This window comes from Limnoraphis robusta BA-68 BA1 (assembly GCF_034932365.1).
In the GTDB taxonomy this organism is placed as follows: domain Bacteria; phylum Cyanobacteriota; class Cyanobacteriia; order Cyanobacteriales; family Microcoleaceae; genus Capilliphycus; species Capilliphycus robustus.
This window is the reverse complement of record NZ_JAYGHR010000068.1, coordinates 45,807-66,162: the sequence shown is the minus strand read 5'-3', so window position 1 is coordinate 66,162 and position 20,356 is coordinate 45,807. Positions and strand designations below refer to the sequence as shown.

Below are 20,356 nucleotides of genomic sequence, written 5' to 3'. Positions count from 1 at the left end.
AATTGAACGCTTTGCTGATTTTTGATGCCATTCTCACTCTTTTTCCCTCTATTTTTCCACCCAATTACCAACAAAACATTACAAATATTCCATGTTAAGTGTTTTCATTTGGATACCGATTATTGGTGCTGCAATCATTGGACTTTGGCCACAGCTTACTGCTAAACAAGCCCGTCAAGTTGCCTTTTTGAGCGCCGGAAGTTTGTTTGTTTGGTCGCTGATTTTAGCCCGTCTGTTTAACCCGGATTTTGCGGACTTGCAGATGAGTGAGTTTATCCCTTGGATTGAACCCTTGGGATTAAATTACTATTTGGGGCTGGATGGTTTGTCATTGCCTTTGATTATTCTCAATGGTCTTTTAACTAGCACTGCGATTTGGAGTACAGACAGCAATATTAGTCGTCATCGACTCTACTATATTCTCATTTTGTTCATTGCGTCGGGTATCGCTGGAACATTTTTAGCTCAAAATCTGCTGCTATTTTTACTCTTTTATGAACTTGAACTCATCCCACTTTATTTGTTAATTGCGATTTGGGGTGGTAAACGACGGGGTTATGCCGCGACTAAATTTTTAATTTACACGGCGGTTTCCGGTATTCTCGTGTTAGCTTCTTTTTTAGGAATTGTTTTCCTGACTTCCGCCCCCAATTTTGATTTAGCAATACTGAGTTCTGGATCTTTAGGAATTGCCACTTTACCGATTAGCACGCAATTAATTTTACTGACTGGAATTGTTGTCGGGTTTGGCATTAAAATTCCGTTGGTTCCTTTCCATACTTGGCTACCCGACGCCCACGTTGAAGCTTCCACACCGATTTCTGTCTTATTAGCTGGAGTTTTACTCAAGTTAGGAACCTACGGTTTATTACGGTTTGGGGTGGGATTATTTCCCGAGGCTTGGCAAATTGTCGCTCCTTGGATGGCGAGTTGGGCGGTTGTCAGTGTATTGTATGGGGGTTTTTGCGCCATTTATCAAACGGATATGAAGAAAATGGTTGCTTATAGTTCGATTGCTCACATGGGTTATATTCTGCTAGCATTCGCTGCTGCTACGCCTTTGAGTTTACTCGGATCTGTTGTACAAATGGTGAGTCATGGTTTGATTTCGGGGTTACTGTTTTTATTGGTGGGTGTGGTTTATAAAAAGTCAGGAAGTCGGGATTTAAATGTGTTGCGTGGACTACTGAACCCGGAACGGGGCTTGCCTTTAATTGGCAGTTTGATGATTCTAGCGGTGATGGCAAGTTCAGGAATTCCCGGTTTAGTTGGATTTATTTCGGAGTTTATTGTGTTTCGCGGCAGTATTGAAGTGTTTCCTGTACAAACGTTATTGTGCATGATTGGAACGGGTTTAACTTCGGTGTATTTCCTGATTATGATCAACCGCGTCTTTTTCGGACGTTTATCAGATTGGGTTGTCAATCTGCCACAAGTTCAATGGCGCGATCGCATTCCCGCTATGGTTCTGGCTATGATTATTACAATCTTGGGAATTCAACCCAGTTTACTTCTTAACTTAAGTGAAACGACAACCACTGCTTTAGTGAATCTTTCTGCTACCGTTGCCAATGCTTCCCCAACAAATCGGTTGAAATAATAATTAAAATATAGAGGACTGGCTGCAATATTTCTGAAGTTCAGTCCCCTAAACAGTCGTCATCAAACGACCTACCAATAATCACAAACAAACCAACAAATAACCAACTTATGAGCAGTACCACATCTCAACCTACTCTTCATCCACTCGAAGAATTTATCCAACGACTGCAAGCTGGTGATGCCCTCCTGCCTGACTACCCGGAAAATGTGGTCGAAGTTGTTGGCATTCTTAAAAGCTATGGCGTGGTTTTGGATGCGTACTCTCGTAATCTAATTTACATTGCTGAAAATCAATTTCTCGTATTCTTTCCCTTTTTTAAATATTTCAATGGAGAAATTACGCTGTCAAAATTGTTACAGCATTGGTGGCATGATCGGATTAACTATGAGTATGCTGAATATTGCATGAAAGCCATGCTCTGGCATGGGGGCGGCGGATTAGATGCTTATTTAGATTCTCCTGAATTTAAGCAGCTTGCTAATACAGCCATTCAAGCAAGGTTTAAAAATAATGGGTTGATTTTAGGAGTCAATAAACTGTTTCCTGATTTTCTTCCCGAATCTATTCGTCAACTGTCCTATTACAGTGCTTTAGGTCAATTTTGGCGCGTAATGAGCGATATGTTTATCGAACTTTCTGATCGCTACGATCAAGGTGAAATCCAATCGATTCCTCAAGTGGTTGATCATATTTTAAAGGGTTTAGTTGCTGCTGCTAATCAACCGATTACTTACAAAGTCAAACTTCGCGATCGCGTTTATGAGATCATCCCCGATTCTGTCGGATTAACCTTTTTAGCAGACACAGCCATTCCCTATGTAGAAGCAGTTTTCTTCCGAGGAACACCGTTTCAAGGTGTCGTTTCTTATAATGCTCAAGTCCATCAAATTCCCACCGAACAAAAAGAGTTTACCTACGGTGCATTATACGCTGATCCCCTTCCGATTGGCGGTTCAGGAATTCCGCCGACGCAATTAATGCAAGATATGATTCACTATTTACCCGATTATTTACACGAGATTTACCGTACAAGTTGTCGAGGAGAAGATGATTTACGGGTGCAAATTTGTCAGAGTTTTCAAAAGTCAATGTATTGTGTGACAACCGCAACAATACAAGGATTAGCACCTTATCCACTCAATAGCACTGATTCCCAACAACAACAAGCGAACCGTATTTATTTAGAAGGGTGGATGAATCGATTTATCACCTCTCGTTTGTTGGAAGTGAACCAACGGACCTCTCGATCTTGTCAGCTTTTTCCTGAACGTTCAACTCACAGTGCAGAGTAGCTATTTTGTTAATATAGCAAATATTGAAGGAGTTGTGAACTTGAAGCGGGTAAATTTTTGTACAATTTATGGGTAGTGCAAGCCTCTCGCTTGCTAGGGTAAATCCCTTTTTAATGAATAAACGTTGAAGTTTTTAACATGGCTTATTCAAGACTGCAAAAACTAGCAAGTTACATTCGACCGCATTGGAAACAATCGCTGCTTGGAATTTTTACTCTATTACTTGTTAACGGTTTAGGAGTTTATATTCCCCTGTTAATTCGCAATGGTATTAATGACTTAGAAAATGCGATTGATATCAGTAACATTATCGGTCTAGTCTTCTTAATTTTTGGACTCGCTTCTCTGATGTGGGTAATTCGGATGGTTTCTCGCATCTTAATTTTTGGAGTGGGAAGACAAGTTGAATATGACCTCAAACAAAATATTTTTGAACATCTGTTAACCCTGGAACCTGCTTATTTTTCTAATAGTCGAATTGGAGACTTAATTAACCGAGCCACCAGTGATGTTGATAATATTCGTCGTTTGTTAGGGTTTGCGATTTTGAGCTTGGCAAATACGCTATTTGCTTATGCTTTAACTCTACCTGTCATGTTACTCATTAATGTCAGATTGACGCTGTTATCAATTTCTGTTTATCCCGTGATGTTGATTTTAGTGCAGGTTTTTAGTGACAAACTGCGGGATCAACAGATGGAGGTGCAGGAGAAGTTATCAAATATCAGTGACTTGCTTCAGGAAGATATGAGCGGGATTTCTTTAATTAAAATCTATGCTCAAGAAGAAAACGAACAGCGAGCGTTTGAACGGTATAATTATAATTTGTTTGCAGCAAATTTGAGTTTAGCAAAAACCCGTAATTTTTTGTTTCCGGTTTTAGGGGGATTAGCCAGTTTAAGTTTATTAATTCTCCTGGCAGTGGGAGATCAAACGATTGCTCAAGGCGAGTTAAATGTTGGAGATTTTGTTGCGTTAGTTCTGTATATCGAACGATTAGTCTTTCCGACGGCGTTACTTGGGTTTACAATTACCGCTTATCAACGGGGAGAAGTGAGTATTGATCGGATTGAAGCGATTTTGAGTGTCAAACCTAAAATTCACGATCATTTTGATCCCATTCCTTTATCAACTCCCGTTCAAGGTTGGCTGAGTGCTACAAATCTGAGTTACACTTATCCCGGAAGTAAAATACCGGCTTTAGATCAGGTTAATTTTACCATAAAACCTGGTGAAATGGTGGCAATTGTGGGGGCAATTGGTTCAGGGAAATCAACCCTAGCTAATGCTTTACCTCGTTTATTGGATATTGACATTGACTGTGTTTTTCTCGATGGTCAAGATATTACCCAGTTAAGACTTTCCGAGTTGCGAAATACAATTGCTTATGTTCCCCAAGAAAGCTTTTTGTTTAGTACAACGATTCGAGAAAATATTCGCTATGGAAACCCTCTAGCGGATTTTTCAGAAATTGAATCCGCAGCAAAAACGGCTAAAATTTACGGCGAAATTATCAATTTTCCACAACAATATGATACGATTGTTGGAGAACGAGGAATTACCCTTTCAGGCGGACAACGACAACGAACCGCTTTGGCTAGGGCTTTATTGGTAGATGCTCCCGTGTTAATTTTGGACGATGCACTTTCGAGTGTTGATAATCAAACGGCGACGGAAATTTTGCAGAATTTAACGACAGGAACCCAACGAAAAACAGTTGTGTTTATTTCGCATCAAATGTCAGCCGCAGCCAAAGCCAATCGCATTTTAGTGATGGATCAAGGAAGAATTGTTCAAGAAGGAACTCACGAGCAATTGGTACAACAAAAAGGATTATATCAATCCCTTTGGAACCAACATCAATTAGAAGAATTATTGATTTAGAGGATGGAGTCAAGACACCGGAAGCAATGTGTTTATACCGATCTTCCAAAATTTTTGTAAAAAATGGCGGAATTGAATCATTAACCCTTGATTTATTTCTTATTCGATGTGAAGAATTGACTTCAAGGGTTAAACTGATGGAAATCCGTTCTAAGTTAGGTAATAGATGGGTTCTGTATCTGTTGGTATAGCAGGGAACAGGTGAAAAATTCTTTTACTTTTCTCAACCCGTAGGGTGAGTTAGACTCAAGTCAAAATTTATCAATCCCCGTCTAGTTTTCCTGTAAGTAACCCGCCATAAGAGCAATTGTGATCGCCATATTGAGTAATAAATTCATCAACCGTTAGTTTCTTTTGGGTGCAAGCCTTGCACCCCTACTGGTTAAAATCAACAAAATTGTAGGGGCTTATGGCATAAGCCCATTCATAATTGATAACTGAAAAAACTGGTGACTGGTAACTGAAAATAGATGCTTATATCCTACAGGTTACAACTTGCAACGCGAGAAAAGATAGTTTATCTCTGAAGTATAATTAACCATATATTATCGAACCATATATTATCCCATCTTCAAATTTATTTTTTAATTTTTTTTCTAAAAGAAAATCATACCCCATTTTGCGAATAGGATTAACTAAGTAATCATGAATCAATTGATAGTGTTCTTCAGAAACATCTTGAAATTTTAAAATCAAACCCGATTCTACTAAAATACTAAGGATTATTTCATGTTTTCCAGATTCAAGCTTCAAGGCTGATTTTATTTCGCTTTTGGTTTTTATCGGTCGAGTTCTTTTTTCATCAGTTAGCAGAAGCAGCAACTCCCACACTGTTTGTTGATTCTCTTCACCACAGTTCATCATCAAATCTTCAAGATACCGTTCAATCAGTTTTCCTTTATCACCCTGCTGTTGATATTGTCTAAAAGTTGTAATTTTTTCCGTTTGTAACTGCGCCCCGACGATCTGTAATTCTATAGGTAATATCGTCCCTCGTTCTTTTGACAAATCTTCAACTAATGCTTCAATTAGTTCAGGTTCAAGAGAAAATTCAGCTTGATCCGTTAACCGTTCGATTACATCTTTGGCTTCCTGTTTGGTAAAATCTCCGAGATAATAAAGAACATCTTTGCTAAGAATATCACTATTCACCACATCTAAACCAATTAAACGGTTATTGCATTCGAGCAAGTAATGCAGATAGTCTTCTCGCAAGGATAAAATGACTCTAACCGAGGAAATATTCAAACATTCTTGTAAAAACTCATAAAATATTTTTCGTTGATTAGGTTGTTTGCATTCAAAGAAAAACTCTTCAAACTGATCGAAAATTAAAACTGTGAACAGATTGCTTTCGTAGTTTCCCTTGAGTTGATCTATAATAGGCTTTATAGAGATTTCTAACTGTTCTTTTAATAAAGGAGAATTTTCTTTCAAACGGTGATTAATTTTCAGCTCCTCAAACGTTCTAAGAATGCGACTGCAAAGCTGTTCGATCCAGTTAGCGTAAACGCGCTGTAAAACAGGTAAAACAGTACGGGTTTCTATCGTTTTTTGACGCAATGCCGGAATTAAACCCGTTTGAACCAAAGAACTTTTTCCTACTCCCGAAGAACCGTAAATAATGGTAAGTTTATTTTGACTATCACTAATGCGTTCAATTAATTCCTTAATATTTTGTCCGCGTCCTGAAGCTTCAATTTCTTGAGCAAGAATTTGTTGACGTTCTTCATCGGCGAAGTGAGAGTCAACTTCAGGAATTTCCAGCGAAATTCGTCCCGCACCTACAAAGGCTCGAAAACGAAATTGATATTCAATAAGTTGCTGTCTTTTTTTTATCCTAAAAGCATTGAGGTAGTCTTTTTTCTCTTGATAAATGTATATTAGCTCTGCTAAAATTAGTAGATATAAATAAGGATCATAAATGGGATTATTTTGCTGTCTTGCTTTTTCTAAGTGGGAGATCGCTATTTCATGCTTTCCCAACTGTCGTTGCGCCATTCCCAATGAAAAATAATACCATCCAAGATGATAACTTTGCGCCCATTTTCGATTTATTTCTTTTCGTATTGACAAAGAAGTAGGTAAATGTAATTCTGCATTTGCTAAAATACTAATGGCTTGTTCTGCGAGTTTTTTGACTTGTTTCCAATCCGAACGTGCGATCGCTACTTCTGACCTTAAAATTCCGTAGTCATGGGCTAACCAAATAGGATCTGGATAGGTTTTATGTAATTTAATTGCTTGCTTTGCTAATTTCTCTAAAGCATTCCAATTCCCTAAAAAATACAGAACCTCTCCCAAACTATTAATAAATTTTGCCACTAAATCAGGACGTTGCGCCTGTTCAAAACAATCAAGCGATCGCCGAAGATAGGTTAGACTTTCAGAATAACAATTTTGTCGATCAGAACGAGGTTTATCTGCATATTTTTTCCACCAAATCCCCAAGTGAAACAAAACACACCCATACCGCACCAAAATTTCCCCCCTTTCTAAGGGGGGTTGAGGGGGATTTACACCCTTGATTTCTAAGGGTATCTGGGGTAAATACAAACCCTCCCACAGTTGCAAACTCCGTTCATAATATTGTCTAGCTTCTTCGGAAACCCCAAACTTGGCACAGCCCAAAACAAACGCTAAACTCGCCTCTAAATCAGCATTTAAACTAAAATTTTGACTTTCTAACTCGGCTTTAGCAGACTGTAACTCGGCAATTTTTTCAGAACTCAAATGTACAACTTCTGGTAAATATTGACCCGCACCCGCTTCCAATAATTCCGAAAAAACGGTATCTGTTACCTCTTGAATTAACTCGATCCATTCGGTTGTTGAAACTTCAAATTCTAACGTCGAACCTGTCCCCCAACTTTCTAAATCTCTCGCCACGCGAAAAAATTGACTCTGTACCGTATCATTCACCCAGAAAACTATCGGAAAGTGAAATTTTTTACGAAATTCTTCTCGAACTCTATTAGCAGAAATTAATAGTTCACCCAAAGATTCAACCCGTTCAAAACCCGATATCATTACTGCTTGATAAGTTGCTGTATCGAGTTCCGCTTGAATAACAACTAAAAGCTGTTTATCTTCTGTTTTGAGTTTAACTTCTTGAATTTTAACTGAACAAATTTCCTTTGATTTTTGAATCAGGCGATCGCGAAGTTGTACCGAATTACAATAGGCAAAAATTAGAGAAAAATTATCCTCAGACGCACCCATTTCAATCGCCCAAGCCAGTTGTTCTAGGGTATTTTGGTTATGGATAGTTAGATGTTCTGAGGGATTACTATTCATTCTAATTTACCTGTCTCTAATAAAATCGGATTCACCACAAACCATGATCCCTGTTGGTCGTAATATTCATACACAAACAAACTGCGAATTAAGACACGATATCCATCCTCGCCGCTAACTTCTTGAGTTTGATGAACTTGACGCAACAATTCCCATTCTTTATCAATAATCGATAAACTCATTTTATTACATCGCTTGCGAATCACTTGTTCAAGTCCGGTATGCGAGAGGGGGAGCTTTCGTTCTAGCATAATCCAATCTCGCACAAGTCCAAGAAGTTCGCGTACATGACCCCCACTCACAGTACAAAGACGGTCTAAAAGTTCTGGAAATTCGACAATTTCAGTGATATAATTTAAGCGTTCTTCCGGCGATAACTGCGGAAAAGCCCTGGCTAATATCATCTGTTTTAATAATACCATTCCTTCCGAATGTTCGCGACTATCTCTATGTTTAACGGGAACCATCGGTAACGCAATGGGGTCAACTCCGAAACGACTTGTCAGACGGACAATATCATTAGAAAATCGCAGCACTAAGGGAATAGTATAAATGAGATGACACCGCAATTGACGCAACTGTTCACCTCGATCAACAAATAAATATTCGGGCTGAGGTCTTCCCCAAGATTTGGGTACAAGTTCAATCCGATCTAGGTTATCAACAATAACAACTAATCCTTTTTTACCCTGCTTTTTTAGTTGGGCGATCGCAGGTTCAATTAAGCCTTGATTGACCGCATCTAAAATAATTTTGGTTCGGGGTTCTAAATACTCTCGCAAAATATGGCGGAGTTCGGGACTTTGTTTGGCTTGAGTATTAATTTCAGCAATCCAAGCCGAAAGGGTAAATTGTCCATCTTTTTCCTGAATCCCAAAGTCGCCCACTTTAGGAATTTTAAATTTAACGCCTTTAACTTCTGAATTTAATAATTGTACCGTACCCCGGATCAGTTCTTCTAGTTTAGAAGGCTGAAGTTGAATTTTATTTGAAAGTAAACTATCTTCAATTTGACGCGCAATCACCAATAAAATATTCGCCACATCAACATCGTTCATTTCTAAGTCTTGATCTGACTCGAAATAAACCACATGAAAGCCTTCTTTGGTTAAATCAGACTTCAACCGTGACAATTCGGTAGATTTCCCACAGCCAATATGTCCTGTAAACAGTTGACAAGTCGGTTCATCGGGGGAAAACAGGGTAATCGGTGCTTTCAACTGTTCAATGACTTCTTCGCCCCGTACACCCGAAAAATCAATGTAAAGTTTCCGATCCTCCTCCTTTTCTAAATCTAGTGTCATACTGGGGTTTGTTGCTTTGTAGAAGTTTGTAAAGTCTAGTCCCATAAATATTGTTAACCCTCCGGTCAAATGTTGTTTTTATCCCGCTTATTTTTGTTTACTAAAAAGTGAAACCCTCTTACAGTTTACAGTACAATAATACTCCTGAATGATACAAAAAGTAGTGTGGGCATCCTGCACACTTCAGCTAATTAGGTGAGTGGGATTTTAGTGAGCGAGACGCTCACACTGCTCATTATTTTACGATTCATTTAGGATTGCTACCGTTAACAGAAGCCAGGAAACTGAATAACTCTTACCGATCAGTGATTACTATTCACTGTCTTATTCTCCGGCTTCTTTCATAACAGATGCACCGATGTAGGCTTCTTGCCACAATGTAAACAGCAAATATTCTGTGTATTCATCCAAAAGCGTGATGAATATACCATTTTCTTCGTCTGGATCAGTGGTGATCCAAGTTCCAGTCAAACTAACTTCAACAGACTCCGCATCCGCGACACACACAGCGATCGCATCGGAGTTATGTTTTGATAAAGCATCCTCTAACATTGGCAACATAGGCAAATGACGGGGAAGCAGAAAAGCAGCAGAACTTGGTTCAACCAGAATGCTTTGACCGACTCGCATCGCCAACCGAACTCGCAGCGAGACAAGCTGCTCGGGAGATTGAGTCAGACGCTCCATGTGAAAAGCGGTTTCAGTGTAGGTTAACTTTAACATTGGTAATTTTGTCCCCTTTCACTGCCTGTTTCTACATATAGCTCGTCATTTGTTAGTTATGCGCTGGATAAAAACCGACAGATAGGGCTTAACAAATGACAATTATTCAAGTGGGTGATCGCGCCAGAACTGTTCAGCGAAGGCAACAACCGGATGTAAGGGTGCCTTTGGAGTGCGGAGCGGCATTTTGGCTTCTTCTGGGGTGCGATCGCCTTTGAGCGAGTTGCATCGTTCGCAGGCTGTCACAACGTTATCCCAGGTATGGGTTCCACCCTTGGAACGGGGAAGAACGTGGTCAATGGTTAAACGTTTGGTGCTTCCGCAATACTGACATTTGTGATGATCTCGACGCAGAATTTCTCTACGGTTAACAGGTGGCACTTTCCAAAGTCGTTCATTACCTGCCATCGTCAAACGAATTTGTTCGGGGACGTGCAGCACAACGCTAGGAGAACGGACGAACCATCCGGGGGCTGTTTTGGAGGCATCTAGAGGTTCCGCTTTACCAGTCACTAACAGCGCGATCGCTCGTTTAATATCGATCCGGCTCATTGGTAGATAATTTTTTGAAAACACCACGACAGATTGCCTTAATACGTCAGTTGTGCTGGTCACGGCTTTCCTCCATGATTACTTCTTGTTTATAACTTTAAACTACAAACCCCCGCCTAGAGAGTTCTGAAGCGGGGGTAGCAAAAATAATTGCTTTTTGGTTTATTGTGGTACGGCATTCTCCTGTGCGTACCTCCCGCTTTGTTTATGTTTGTCTGACTCTGCATTAATCAGCAGACCTTCAGGTTTTAAAAGATGATTCACCCGTTTAAAGGATTCTTGATAGATTCCATAACCACGATCATACTGACTCTCTTGTATTGCGATCGCCGGAGAAACGCATTGTAAGAGAGTTCCCCAACTGCCAAAGAAGTTGGGAGCAAAGATGCCATTGATACTCCCCAGCCCTAAAGGGACGGGGATTCTTGAACAGCCCAAATCCGGACTTTCAAAGGCGCAATCAAAGCACCCCTACTGACTCCATCGAGATTGAAACCCAATTTCGCCGCTACTTTTCTCAAAATATTCGCCGCACCATTGCAGTCGGCATTAATTTTGAAGCCATCCTTAGACCGATACAGCCCACGCTTAACACGCTTCCCAGACTCTTTCCACCATAAGGGTTTTGCACCGAATGTAGGTAGTTCATCAAGGTCTAGGAAACTAGCTTTACTGGTGTACGATTCTTCGGTTTCGACGAACTGAATGCCGTACTGCTCACACAGTTGAGCGATGCGGTCTTTCAGTCTGGCAGTCGGGATCTGAACAAACTTTTGATTTGTCTTACTGCCAAGATTGATTTCTTGCCGTTGCTCTTTGTTCCAGCCGAATACTATTGTGCCGATTCGATGCTCAATGCAATGATTCAGTACAATTCGAGCCGCTTTGTTAACGGCATCTCGCACCTGCCTATTCCTCTTTTCAGTTATCCCGGATAGCTGCTTTGACCAAAATCCTTGAGGCTGACCCTCTTTCAGCACAGATACTCGCTTGTTGTACCACTGATTCAGGGATTTGAGATGCAACCCATCAACTGCGAATGATGTTCCGATGTTGCTCACGCAGGTGATCCAATTATTCAATCCCGGATCAATTCCTAAAACATTAGCCGCATCAACATCAGATTGCACAGATTCAACCTTGTAGACCAATTCAAGGTAAAACGCGCCGTTTCGAGGCAGGATTCGATACTCACGAATCGCCTTGAATTCTAGGTTTGACGGCATTGGCAAATAGAAAGCATCCAACCCAAACCATGCTTTAACCTGTCTGCCAAGCGGAAAGCGCAACCCCTTTGGCTTCAGTTTCACGTCGGCACCGGGGAACGTGACCAAATTCAATCCTGGCTTGCGATAGTTTGGCAACTTTGGTCGTTGATTGACAGTACCTTTTTTAATACCCTTTAAAAGCCCCAAATAGGACTTAAACGATTCTGCTACAGTTGTTAGGCATTGCTGCGACACATGAGAATACATCGCCTGAAAATGCTCGTTGCCTTTCAATTCTCGATGCAAATCAAACTTGCTAGGAATCTTGCCAGTCTTGAAGTACAACTGACGAGAAAGATAAACACCACAGTTATGCAGCTTATTTGATTCACCGCAGAGAAATTCAAGAATCCCCCGTATTGATGAGTCTGCATTGAGCAGGATTTGCTGACATCCAAACATTATTTTACCTCCTGATGATATTATACAGCTTGCAGCTATCTAACACAATATGGAATTCAAATCAAACAACAATATTGTTTACAACTGCCAGTACCACGTTGTTTGGTGCGTTAAATACCGTCGCAAAGTCCTGATAGGAGACGTTGAGGCTAGGCTGAAAGAAATCTTGGCTCAAGTAGTCGTTGATGTGAGGTGTGAGCTTTATGAGATGGAGACAGACAAAGACCACGTTCACTTGTTGATTAGTTGCGACCCACAGTTTGGTATTCACAGAGTAGTAAAAAGGATGAAAGGTCGGAGTTCCAAGCTATTACGCGATGAATTCCCCGCGCTAAAATCTCGAATCCCTACTCTTTGGACAAATTCATACTTTGTGGCGACGGTGGGAGGTGCGCCGTTGGCAGTGATCAAGCAATACATTAAAGACCAACAATTGGTATAGTTGCTTCCTCCTGTTGGTCGGTCGCATCGCTATCCTTCCCCATGCCTGAAGGCAGGGGCTTGCCGCGCTTTCTGGTCAATCGGGTCAGGGATAATGTCACGAGAAAGCTATACCTCCATTGCAGCTATTTTGAATCTGACTTTGTTTATACTACACTAAGTATTACAGCACTGTCTACCTTTTTGGAGGAAAAAATCATGTATACCTTACCTCGGACTTCAACCACTGACATGGAAGTAACCAGCATCCGTTTGGAGCGGGAACTGAAGGAGAGATTAAAAGATCTTGCCAAAAACCAAGGCTATCAAGCGTTAATTCGAGACATTTTATGGAATTATGTTCAACAAAAATCGGGCGAGTATCGACCTCAGTTTTCCCGAGAGGATATTCGAGCCATTTTATCGGCGACAGCACAACAGGAGGAACGTTGCGTCCTCACAGGCCAAATCATTCGACCACAAGAACCGATGTTATTAGGGTTTACGAGTAATGGAGATCTGGTGCCTTTGAGTCTAGATAGTTTGAATGATTAACTCGACTTCCGCCACATTCTAGGCGATGTTCTAAGAGTTTTGTGTGATACTCCCCGTAGAAAGATCGTTAGTCAGGACTTCTACGGGGACTTTAATTGAGGCTTTTACAGTTATAGCGCTACTTGAATCGGGAACAGGGAACAGGGAACAGGGAACAGCGCAAACTTGCGGCGGGCGCGGTTTCCGGCAGAAGCACAGTTTGCAAGAGAGGGAACAGTAGACGGTGAAGGGGTTTTAGGATTTAGAAATGTCCTAATGTATTCGCTTACTGCTATATGCCCTGATCACTGATTGATGTTTACTGTTAAATTCAGTAGGGAAAGGGTCTGAGTATTTTTTGGGGAAATTGACATGAGGCTTCCTCGTAATTGGAGTAACGTATTACAAAGTATTCAACCAAAAATCAAGCAAAAACTTAAAAGTTTTCAAGGAAAACTCAATCGTTTTTTTAGAAAATCAATTGTTGACTTAACCCTAGCCTTATTAATCGTGATATCGGTGGGATTAACTCTCGTTGCCTTGTCTCAACCGAATGCTTTTCCCTCAACCGGAAAAATTGAAACAATTCAACAAATTATTACAGCAACTTTTGCTCTTGAATTAGGATTGCGTTGGCTCGCCGCTACTTCTAAACAGCGTTTTTTTCGCTCCTATTGGCTCGATATGATCGCCCTATTACCGCTTTTGCAATTTGTGGGAATGCCTGCGGTTCTGCAATTATTAAGATTATTGCGGGCTTTGCGATTATTTAGCCTGATCATTCATTATACTAATATGTTACCGTTAAACCTCAAACGGCGTACTCCTGAATATTTTCTAATTTTTGAGCTATTGTTGCTCACCGTTTTATTTGGAAGTATGATCATTTTTGGTTTTGAAAGAGGAAATAATCCCGAAATCGAAACCTTAGAAGAAGCCCTTTGGTATAGTATCTATTCTCTCTTTTCCGGTGAACCTGTCCTCAGTCCGATCAAGTCTTTAGGCGGACGAATTATGACGGTTTGTTTGATGTTGATGCACATGACTTTGTTTGTTGTATTTACCGGAACCGTCTCAGCATTTATGGTAGATAAACTTCGCAATGAAAATACGCTTATGGAACTCGATCAATTAAGTGATCATACCATTATTTGTGGTTGGAATCGCAAAGCAGAAATTATTGTCCGAGAATACAAAGCCGCCGGAAAGACTAAAGATACACCTGTTGTTGTGATTGCGTTTGTCGATGATGAACACACGATTATCGATCCAGATTTAAGATCGATTGTGCGGTTTCTTGATGATGATTTTACTAAAGTTACCGTTTTAGAAAAAGCAGGCATTCGTCGAGCCAATACTTGTATTATTCTCTCCGATAAAAGTCATGGACGCAGTGAACAAGATGCAGACGCTCGGACAATTTTAGCGGCTTTAACGGCTGAAAAACTCAATCCCAGTGTTTATACTTGTGCCGAATTGATTAATCGTGAATATGCTTCTCATCTGGCACTGGGAAATGTGAATGCTTATGTTGTTAGTCAAGAACATAGTGCATTTTTACTCGCTCAAGTGGCTCTCAATCATGGATTAATGGAAGTTTTTGGAGAACTTTTGAGTTATCAAGGTGGCAATCATTTTTATCGAATTCCCTTAAAACCTGAATGGGTTGATCACACCTTTTTAGAGTTATTTATTCATCTCAAACAAGTTCACAATGCGATTTTAATTGCGGTTGATGAAGCCAATGGAGGATATTGTGTCAATCCGAATCATTATACCTTTAAACAAGATGATCAAATTATTTTGATTGCTCGCCATGATGTTCAGTTTTGACATCTTTAGCTGAGAGAACCAACTCAAAGGATAAACGTTTCAATTAAAAACTACAAAATGATTTAACTTTCTCGACGATCATCTTTACAGACAATTTGCTACATTAATTGTAGAGTTGGGTAAAATTTGCTATGTCTGACTTGAATCGTGGAATTATGAAGTTTCAGGGAGCCGACAGCCCCGTTGTGGTGTTGGTTTCCTCTATCCTTGTCTTGGGAGGAGTCGGTTTTCTCGTCGTTTGGGCGCTTCAAACCGCTTATTCCTTCTAAAACTCCAAAATTCAGAATATACAACCGCAAGGAAAATCAACAACAGAGGGAAACTCATCCCTCACCCGAAGATGCGATGGCGATCGCATCTTTATTTTTTTGAGAAATGTAGTATAATTGTAATCTGTTGTCGTATGGTGCATATCAACCGGACTTATGGCTACCTTTCGGGATATCTGCAACTATTATCGGCAATATTTGCCATTGTCGATCCTCAGCATTGGTGCCGCCTGTGTGTTTGAACTTCTCGATCTGGTGGTTCCCTATGCAATTGGTCAAATTTTAAACGTTTTATCCAATCAACCCCTTGATCGCCTCATGCAAACTATTGTGAGTGCGATCGCCAATTTGACAGGAAACCCCGTTAACAGTCAACTCTCTCTGATTGTACTGTCGAGTTTAATTTTTTTGGTAACAGTTGCCAAAGCCCCGGTTCAACCCTGGTTAGGGGTTTGGTTTCATTGGGTCATTCCGTTAAAAGCACGGCGAGATTATTATCGTCTTGCCATTCGCAAAATTTTAACCCTTCCCCTAGAATTTTACGATGAAAATAACCCTGGACGGGTTGCCAGTCGTGTTGCAAAAGGCATTGCCAGCCAAACTTGGACATACCCGGAAATAGCAGGTCAACTGATTCCGAAATTGGTGAGAGTTTTGGGGATTTTTGTTGTCCTTTGGATCATTCAGTGGCGTATTGCCTTACTGTTTTTAACTTCTTTTATTGGTATTTTAGGGTTAACCCTCAAAACCCTCAAACGGTTGACGGACTTAGAAGAAGTTTTAGACAGTTACCAAGAAAACACAGAAAGCCGCAACTCGGAGGTTATCACCAATATTAAAACGGTGAAAGCCTTTGCGACAGAAGCCCAAGAATTAAAGCGACAAAGCACTCGTTTAGAACGAGAATTATTCATGGTGATTCATCGCATTCACAGAGGCTATGTCATACTCGGCACCTATCAAACGACCATTGTTCAATGTTGTTTGTTTGCTGTGTTAGGGTTTATGTTAGCGGCAACTGTAGGCGGAAAAATTTCTCTGGGTTATTTTGTGACTGCTTACACCTTAGCGAGTATGGCTTATTCAGAACTCACGCCGATTAGTCAACTCGCCGAAGTTTTTGCCCGTCGTTATGCTTCGATGATTCGTTTTCACGAATTTCTACAACTCCCAGAAGGTCAAGATGGCGTTGTTCTAAGCGTTAACCCAAACGAACAATCGACCCCTCATTATCAGTTTAACGGAAAAGTAGAATTGTCTCATTTGACCTTTGGTTACAGTCCAGAAAAACCTGTTTTGCAGGATATCAACTTGCTAATTGAACCCTATCAAACTGTTGCCTTAGTCGGACGTTCGGGTTCGGGAAAATCAACCTTAGTCAAGTTACTCTTTCGGTATTTTGAACCCAGCGAAGGGAAAGTTTTGATCGATGGGGAAGATATTCGCAGCTTGAATGTTACCGGATATCGTCAACGGTTAGCAATCGTTCATCAAGAAGTAGATGTATTCAACGGAACCCTGTTAGATAATCTCACCTATGGGAATCCCAAAGCCACTTTTGAGGAAGTTCAAGACGCTTGTCGTATTGCCCGAGCGGATGAATTTATCACTCATTTACCCCTGGGATACTATACCATTGTCGGAGAACGAGGCGTGCGTTTATCTGGGGGTCAAAAACAGCGTCTCGGAATTGCTCGGGCATTGTTAGTCAATCCTGATGTGTTAGTGTTTGATGAAGCGACATCTAGCCTTGATTATGAATCAGAACGAGCGATTCAGTTGGCGATGCACAATATTTTAGGAACTCGAACGACGATTATTATTGCTCACCGTCTGAGTACGATTCGAGAAGCTGACAAAATTGTGGTGTTAGACCAAGGTAAAATCGTTGAAGTGGGAACCCATGAGGAATTGTTGAACCAACAGGGAATTTACCGACGTTTACATTTGCTGCAAGAAACGGGGGAATTGTTTAACTGATAGCCCGGTTTTTCCATGATGCTCTAAAATCAAAACAGTTATCTATACCCTGTTCTGTTGTGATTGCAGCACCCTCTCTCGAATACCTGATCGTCGTTTCTGAAACCACGCCTTTGCTGGGAAACATTTGGCTTGATGGGATAGTGTTAGCTTTGATGCTAGCACTTTCAGCTTTTTTCTCCGGTTCAGAAACAGCGATTACTTCCTTGGATAACCTGAAACTGCGGGTATTAATCAAGGAACAAGGTGATCCTAATGGAATGTATACCCTGGTTTTAGAGAATCGAGCTAGATTTATTACCACGCTTTTAGTTGGGAATAATCTGGTGAATAATTTTTCCGCAATTCTCACCAGTAACCTGTTTGCATTGTGGTTAGGAAATGCGGGTTTGGGAATTGCGACTGCGGTGGTAACGTTTCTGCTATTGATTTTTGGGGAAATTACCCCGAAATCTCTGGCGATTAGCAATGCGTTACCGATTTTTAAGGGGATTGTCCGACCGATTTATTTCCTTTCGATTATACTGGCTCCGGTTATTTATTTATTTGAAGCGATCGCTCAAAGCGTGATTCGTTTGTTTAATCGGGGTGCGACTCAACCCAGTATGTCCGTACAGGAATTGCGCCTGATGATTGAGGTTTTGGGGGGTCGAGGTCAACTAGACTGGCAAAAACATCAACTGTTGAATAAAGCGTTGATGATGGATTATTTGATGGCGCGAGAAGTGGTTAAACCGCGCATTGAGATGCGAACCATTTCTCACGAGGCGACAATTCAAGACGTTATTGATTTGTGTTTGGAAACCGGATATTCGCGGATTCCGGTTCAAGGTGAGTCGAAAGATGAAATTGTCGGGATTGTTCACCTCAAACGAGCGTTACAGTTATTGCGATCGCACGAACATGATACCTCGCAGTTGGTCACGGAAGCCATGAGTCCCCCCGTTTATGTTCCTGAAACCAAACGAGTCGGAGATTTGCTCAAGGAAATGTTACAACAGCGCATTCACATGACGATTGTTGTTGATGAGTATGGCGGGACTGTGGGATTGGTGACGTTGGAGGATATTTTAGAGGAGTTGGTTGGCGAAATTTACGATGAGAGTGATTTTCCCAGTCGCACGACTCGAGTGAGATCTTCGGCAGCTTCGGCTACTTCTACTCTCAGCAAACGCACTAAAACACCTCAGAAACCCTCGCCAACTCCGAGATCTGCTTCTCGCCCGCGATCGCCTTCTTCTGAAAACCCCAATTCTTAGCTCAACTTTTTTTCTAAAATGCTTGCTTTTTCAGAAAAATCCTGCTACATTGATTTATTGTAGAATAAATGGGTCGATGCCCGAGTGGTTAATGGGGGCGGACTGTAAATCCGCTGGCTACGCCTACGCTGGTTCAAATCCAGCTCGGCCCACCTCAAATTTCTAATTAATGCCCGTGTGGCTCAGTGGTAGAGCACACCCTTGGTAAGGGTGAGGTCACGAGTTCAATCCTCGTCACGGGCTTTGATATTGAGCTTGCAAAACCCTTATTGTGTCGAGTATCAAATTATATTTCGTTAGTAACGAATTAATTTCGTTAAAGCTCCAATTTTGGGCTATTTTCACAAATTAATTTCGTTGTAACAGATTAATTTCGTTCAACCTCCGAGATCTATCAATCACAAATTAATTTCGCTATTCGTTCAACAATTGATTAGAATTGATTGAACTCGTGACCTCTTTCAACTCTCCTTAATGTTGATTATAAATGCTATAGCCGTTTTTCGGCTCTAACTTTTCAAGGGCAATAGTGATAAAACAGCCAGAGTCTCCCCGCCTACAAGGGGACAACAACAGCTTTTCAACTCGAACCCCAGCAAAAGGGCTTATGCAACAGCGATTAGCACCATCATGTTATAAAGTTGTTGCGCCTTTCAACTCGAACCCCAGCAAAAGGGCTTATGCAACCATCTAGTCCCAGTGGGAAGTACGCTTCGCGAGATGACCACTTTCAACTCGAACCCCAGCAAAAGGGTTTATGCAACCCTCGACAATGGTATGACCTGCAAATCGGATCAGACTTTCAACTCGAACCCCAGCAAAAGGGTTTATGCAACTGTCACGGGTTGCCAACAGAGATGAAGGTTTTAGAATCTTTCAACTCGAACCCCAGCAAAAGGGTTTATGCAACCAAAAGGAGAAACAATGTCAAAATACTTAGAAAATCTTTCAACTCGAACCCCAGCAAAAGGGTTTATGCAACGATGATGGATATCATGCTTGCTCAAAATAGTGCCTTTCAACTCGAACCCCAGCAAAAGGGCTTATGCAACTGTTTTAGGGGCGGGGGGTGAGGAATCGAACCTCTTTCAACTCGAACCCCAGCAAAAGGGCTTATGCAACAAGGATTGAAGAAAGGAAAGTTGTTTTGCCTTTAAACCTTTCAACTCGAACCCCAGCAAAAGGGCTTATGCAACCCTGACTGCCCAAACTCTTGCTGACACGGCTTTCAAACACAGGTTTTCGCGAACCTACAAAATTTGCTTGAAAATTGAGGCGATGGGCTAAAAATTTGGACACTTCTGAAACACAACAGAGCGGTTCAAACCCATACTGCATAAAGAGTTTAGGATTTTTCGTCAACCCCCCAGGAATTTTGACCCCGCTTGGGTTTGCGAAAAATAAGGAGAGTTCCTCCGATGAAGGAGGTGATTCGATAGCCACCACTGCGGTCATCCGCATCCTTAACAGGACTAGGCTCGGGGCAAATTTCCTCTTCCCTAATCTAAGCCTTACTTGTTTTGCCGGGAGTGCGCCTGTCTGAGGTATAAAGGAAATAGAAGCACCTTTACACTCAGAACTTTCCTTCTGTAGCGAGGAGACTTCTAACAGAAGCAACATCACAAGCGGGCAGCTATCAGGGTCAGAAAGCAAGTCTGCCGTTGAGCAGACAAACTAACCCAGATTATTCGCAGAACAGAGACTCAATGGAGTATGAACTGCGGCACTGTTGTCTC

The 20,356-nt window shown here is 41.1% G+C and carries 15 protein-coding genes and 2 tRNA genes; 12 read left to right on the top strand and 5 right to left on the bottom strand.

Translation table 11 applies throughout. From position 1 onward, the window contains the following. Nucleotides 1-91 precede the first annotated feature (91 nt). The 3 genes from VB836_RS18585 to VB836_RS18575 all read left to right on the top strand — a co-directional run bounded on the left by VB836_RS18585 (nt 92) and on the right by VB836_RS18575 (nt 4,779). The gene (locus tag VB836_RS18585; protein ID WP_323221444.1) at nt 92-1,600 is read left to right on the top strand and encodes an NADH-quinone oxidoreductase subunit M; all 1,509 of its coding nucleotides are present in this window, start codon (nt 92-94) and stop codon (nt 1,598-1,600) included. A gap of 110 nt (nt 1,601-1,710) precedes the next feature. Next, nucleotides 1,711-2,895 (top strand): CO2 hydration protein, encoded by a 1,185-nt coding sequence (locus VB836_RS18580; RefSeq protein WP_323221442.1) that lies wholly within the window; start codon nt 1,711-1,713, stop codon nt 2,893-2,895. Between the two features lie 138 nt (nt 2,896-3,033). Then, on the top strand, nt 3,034-4,779 hold the full coding sequence (locus VB836_RS18575) for an ABC transporter ATP-binding protein (protein ID WP_323221440.1): 1,746 nt from the start codon (nt 3,034-3,036) through the stop codon (nt 4,777-4,779). A 534-nt stretch (nt 4,780-5,313) separates the two neighbouring features. Here VB836_RS18575 and VB836_RS18570 read toward each other — a convergent pair. From VB836_RS18570 to VB836_RS18550, 5 genes are all read right to left on the bottom strand, one after another. Next, nucleotides 5,314-8,076, bottom strand: coding sequence for an nSTAND1 domain-containing NTPase (locus VB836_RS18570; protein ID WP_323221438.1), 2,763 nt, complete (start codon nt 8,074-8,076; stop codon nt 5,314-5,316). Continuing rightward, nucleotides 8,073-9,425 (bottom strand): ATP-binding protein, encoded by a 1,353-nt coding sequence (locus tag VB836_RS18565; RefSeq protein WP_323221436.1) that lies wholly within the window; start codon nt 9,423-9,425, stop codon nt 8,073-8,075. Before VB836_RS18565 ends, VB836_RS18570 begins: the two co-directional genes overlap by 4 nt. A 279-nt stretch (nt 9,426-9,704) precedes the next feature. Beyond that, nucleotides 9,705-10,103, bottom strand: a complete 399-nt coding sequence (locus tag VB836_RS18560) for an alr0857 family protein (RefSeq protein WP_323221434.1) — start codon at nt 10,101-10,103, stop codon at nt 9,705-9,707. Between the two features lie 102 nt (nt 10,104-10,205). Further along, a complete protein-coding gene (locus VB836_RS18555; protein WP_323221432.1) occupies nt 10,206-10,655 on the bottom strand; it encodes an HNH endonuclease in 450 nt (149 codons plus the stop codon). 407 nt (nt 10,656-11,062) lie between these two features. Then, nucleotides 11,063-12,325: an RNA-guided endonuclease InsQ/TnpB family protein gene (locus VB836_RS18550; RefSeq protein ID WP_046278397.1), complete on the bottom strand. Its 1,263-nt coding sequence runs from the start codon at nt 12,323-12,325 to the stop codon at nt 11,063-11,065. Nucleotides 12,326-12,374: 49 nt separating this feature from the next. Between VB836_RS18550 and tnpA the strand changes: the two genes are divergently transcribed. From tnpA to VB836_RS30395, 9 genes are all read left to right on the top strand, one after another. Next, nucleotides 12,375-12,767 (top strand): IS200/IS605 family transposase, encoded by a 393-nt coding sequence (gene tnpA / locus VB836_RS18545; protein WP_046278398.1) that lies wholly within the window; start codon nt 12,375-12,377, stop codon nt 12,765-12,767. A gap of 197 nt (nt 12,768-12,964) precedes the next feature. Continuing rightward, entirely contained in the window at nt 12,965-13,300 is a 336-nt protein-coding gene (locus VB836_RS18540; RefSeq protein ID WP_046278399.1) for a ribbon-helix-helix domain-containing protein, read from the top strand. A gap of 351 nt (nt 13,301-13,651) precedes the next feature. Next, nucleotides 13,652-15,112 (top strand): ion transporter, encoded by a 1,461-nt coding sequence (locus VB836_RS18535; protein ID WP_323221429.1) that lies wholly within the window; start codon nt 13,652-13,654, stop codon nt 15,110-15,112. Between the two features lie 131 nt (nt 15,113-15,243). Then, entirely contained in the window at nt 15,244-15,381 is a 138-nt protein-coding gene (locus tag VB836_RS18530) for a hypothetical protein (protein ID WP_200906355.1), read from the top strand. Between the two features lie 156 nt (nt 15,382-15,537). Then, nucleotides 15,538-17,361, top strand: coding sequence for an ABC transporter ATP-binding protein (locus tag VB836_RS18525; RefSeq protein WP_323221427.1), 1,824 nt, complete (start codon nt 15,538-15,540; stop codon nt 17,359-17,361). A 155-nt stretch (nt 17,362-17,516) separates the two neighbouring features. Beyond that, nucleotides 17,517-18,620, top strand: coding sequence for a hemolysin family protein (locus tag VB836_RS18520; RefSeq protein WP_407659702.1), 1,104 nt, complete (start codon nt 17,517-17,519; stop codon nt 18,618-18,620). 70 nt (nt 18,621-18,690) lie between these two features. Beyond that, a tRNA-Tyr gene (locus VB836_RS18515) sits at nt 18,691-18,772 on the top strand. A gap of 19 nt (nt 18,773-18,791) precedes the next feature. Further along, nucleotides 18,792-18,863, top strand: a tRNA-Thr gene (locus tag VB836_RS18510). A gap of 437 nt (nt 18,864-19,300) precedes the next feature. Then, nucleotides 19,301-19,693, top strand: a complete 393-nt coding sequence (locus VB836_RS30395) for a hypothetical protein (RefSeq protein WP_407659699.1) — start codon at nt 19,301-19,303, stop codon at nt 19,691-19,693. Nucleotides 19,694-20,356 lie beyond the last annotated feature (663 nt).

Bases quoted from the DNA above. Each gene is read 5' to 3' on its own strand.
- VB836_RS18550 (WP_046278397.1), bottom strand. From the start codon at position 12,325: ATGTTTGGATGTCAGCAAATCCTGCTCAATGCAGACTCATCAATACGG.
- VB836_RS30395 (WP_407659699.1), top strand. From the start codon at position 19,301: ATGCAACCATCTAGTCCCAGTGGGAAGTACGCTTCGCGAGATGACCAC.
- VB836_RS18520 (WP_407659702.1), top strand. From the start codon at position 17,517: ATGCTAGCACTTTCAGCTTTTTTCTCCGGTTCAGAAACAGCGATTACT.
- VB836_RS18560 (WP_323221434.1), bottom strand. From the start codon at position 10,103: ATGTTAAAGTTAACCTACACTGAAACCGCTTTTCACATGGAGCGTCTG.
- VB836_RS18555 (WP_323221432.1), bottom strand. From the start codon at position 10,655: ATGAGCCGGATCGATATTAAACGAGCGATCGCGCTGTTAGTGACTGGT.
- VB836_RS18530 (WP_200906355.1), top strand. From the start codon at position 15,244: ATGTCTGACTTGAATCGTGGAATTATGAAGTTTCAGGGAGCCGACAGC.
- VB836_RS18570 (WP_323221438.1), bottom strand. From the start codon at position 8,076: ATGAATAGTAATCCCTCAGAACATCTAACTATCCATAACCAAAATACC.
- tnpA (WP_046278398.1), top strand. From the start codon at position 12,375: ATGGAATTCAAATCAAACAACAATATTGTTTACAACTGCCAGTACCAC.
- VB836_RS18565 (WP_323221436.1), bottom strand. From the start codon at position 9,425: ATGGGACTAGACTTTACAAACTTCTACAAAGCAACAAACCCCAGTATG.
- VB836_RS18585 (WP_323221444.1), top strand. From the start codon at position 92: ATGTTAAGTGTTTTCATTTGGATACCGATTATTGGTGCTGCAATCATT.
- VB836_RS18525 (WP_323221427.1), top strand. From the start codon at position 15,538: ATGGCTACCTTTCGGGATATCTGCAACTATTATCGGCAATATTTGCCA.
- VB836_RS18535 (WP_323221429.1), top strand. From the start codon at position 13,652: ATGAGGCTTCCTCGTAATTGGAGTAACGTATTACAAAGTATTCAACCA.
- VB836_RS18580 (WP_323221442.1), top strand. From the start codon at position 1,711: ATGAGCAGTACCACATCTCAACCTACTCTTCATCCACTCGAAGAATTT.
- VB836_RS18575 (WP_323221440.1), top strand. From the start codon at position 3,034: ATGGCTTATTCAAGACTGCAAAAACTAGCAAGTTACATTCGACCGCAT.
- VB836_RS18540 (WP_046278399.1), top strand. From the start codon at position 12,965: ATGTATACCTTACCTCGGACTTCAACCACTGACATGGAAGTAACCAGC.